Here is a 2,255-nt window from a genome sequence, read left to right as displayed (position 1 = left end):
AGTCGGTTCCGTACGGCCTAGCTGGCACTTAGTTCTAGGCCTAACTTCTGGCACTCAAATCGATATCCATAGTCCCCGAACATAGATCTCGACGCCGAGCGTCCCAGTACCTAGGAAGTGGGACAGTCACTCCGAGCCTGACGAGACGTCTCGCATCCCATGCCTTGCGTTACAGCCGACCGTTGACGACGGATTGGCACCACCCGCCTGATGAAAAGTCCGCCTTCCATAACGATTGACATGGTGAGACGATGAGATATAGCGAGCAGATCCTTTTGCTGTACGCCTGCAGTGGAGTGCGACTATCAGTGCCTGCAGGGACAAGTGCACTTCGCCTCCACTCAGGCTGCGTTGCATTTGCAAGGCCGATGAAGAGCCGGATAAGGCACTGGGTCTAGAATCGACCCAGTAAATGCGGCCTGATGAGGAGTCTGCGTTGCACTGTTAAGTCGGTAAAACATTAGCTACTACGGGCACTGACAGTGATCGCGCTAATGCAGACTTTATATGGAGCGACTGTGGCACGAAAGTGGGGTCAACCCGTGGTTTCAATGCCAGGGAAGCCGCGGCTGCCTAAGGCTTTGCCCGACAAAACTTCCCTTTACGAGATCGCCGTTGAAGAAGGTCGTCGCGCTCTTGATAGTCAATTCACCCAGCTAGACTCGATTCGCCAGCGCACAGTTCAGTACCTAGCCTTTGTGGGGGCCGCGACCGCATTTCTCGTCGGAACAGCGATGAGAGGAACCCAGGGCGCGAGGCCTGACATCTTTCTTGTTTTCGCTGGCGTGGGCGCCTTAACGGTGATCATTAGTTTGATGTTGACCTGGTCCATATTGACCGCCTCCAAACGATGGTGGTGGCCGGTGTCGCGATTTAAGTGGGACGCCTCAGTCTCTCCTCGCCTGTTGAACTCGTGGATTCATCCCGAAGTTGGCCCTAAACCCACTGACGCCGATTTTCTTCAAGCCCTCGCCAATCAGTATGACGACATGATCGAAACTAATGACGGCATACTTGAAGCGATACGTCGTCGCTACCGCTGGTTCCTTGGCTTTGGATTTATTCAATTATGTGTGTGGATAATGCTGATTGGCTGGTTCGGATGATCGATCCACCGCCCTCCAACGGCATCCCTGCCGAAGATGACGAGCAGCTACCCCACGATTCTCCGCCGCCACACCATGAGCCGAACGACGATGAACCGTGGACGCCACCTAATGACCCCACACGACGTGTCGAAGCCCTCTACCGCCATTTCACCAATAAGGAAATCCTTGATGGCCCATTCTCGCCAAATTTGCAACGCAAAAGGCTGTCTGGCAAAAATTTGACAAGGACAAATCTCAGAGAGGCCAATTTGGCTGGTTGCGATCTGAGCCATTCCGACTTGACGCGGGCGGACTTGACCGAGGCAGATCTCACCCGTTCATATCTTGTCAAGACAAACTTCACTGAAGCAAACCTATTCCGGGCGCACCTTACCGAAGCTAACCTACATGGCGCTAACCTAACTAGAACAAATTTAAATGGCGCCAATTTATCTCAAGCAAACCTTCAGAAAAGCAATATGCTCCAGACGGATTTTACCGGGGCAAATTTGTTTAAAGCCATTCTCACCGAGGCGATTCTTGCCAAAGCCAAACTTCCCCGGGCAAACCTTTCTCAAGCAAATCTCGATCAATCAGAACTAATCAGTGCAGACTTGTTCGAGGCGGAATTATTTGAGGCCAATTTATCCGGGGCGATCTTGACCCAATCGGACCTATCGTATTCGAACCTTGTACGGGCTTCTTTGATCGGAGCAGATCTTACGGAAGCGACCCTCACCGGGGCAAATTTGACTGAGGCACGCCTTTCCAGAGCAAATCTCACCGGGGCGAACTTGGTTGATTCGAATTTCGTTCGGACGATTCTTAGTGGGGCAAATTTGACGAAAGCAAACGCTACCCAAGGGGATTTTTCCCAGGCAGAGATAGGCTCGGCGGTTCTAAAGGGGGCGGACCTCAGCGGAGCCAACTTGAGCGGAGCGCGACTATGGTGGTCAGACTTAACTGACACAAAACTATTTCGGACGAATTTAACTATGGTAGACCTAACTAACGCGCGCCTAAATGGGGCACTTTGGGATGTGAAGACTATCTGGCCACCGGAAATGCGAAAAGCTCTAATTGACACTTCAACTCTTTTGCCAGATGGTACCTTTATGGTCCGTTCAGATGGTGAGTCTCAGCGCCATGCTGCGGCTGTAAAAATCT

Annotated in this window: 2 protein-coding genes; both read left to right on the top strand. The window is 52.0% G+C overall.

The window, feature by feature from the left end; genetic code table 11:
* The first annotated feature begins 518 nt into the window (after positions 1–518).
* The gene (locus tag QYM41_RS17440; protein ID WP_368801037.1) at positions 519–1,106 is read left to right on the top strand and encodes a hypothetical protein; all 588 of its coding nucleotides are present in this window, start codon (positions 519–521) and stop codon (positions 1,104–1,106) included.
* The coding region (locus tag QYM41_RS17435; RefSeq protein ID WP_368801036.1) for a pentapeptide repeat-containing protein at positions 1,103–2,255 on the top strand (1,153 nt) is incomplete at its 3' end. The genes QYM41_RS17440 and QYM41_RS17435, both read left to right, overlap by 4 nt.

The sequence above is a fragment of the Kocuria oxytropis genome (assembly GCF_040981195.1).
GTDB lineage: Bacteria > Actinomycetota > Actinomycetes > Actinomycetales > Micrococcaceae > Kocuria > Kocuria oxytropis.
Note: the sequence above shows the minus strand (reverse complement) of the source record. Positions and strands in the feature narration are given on the sequence as shown.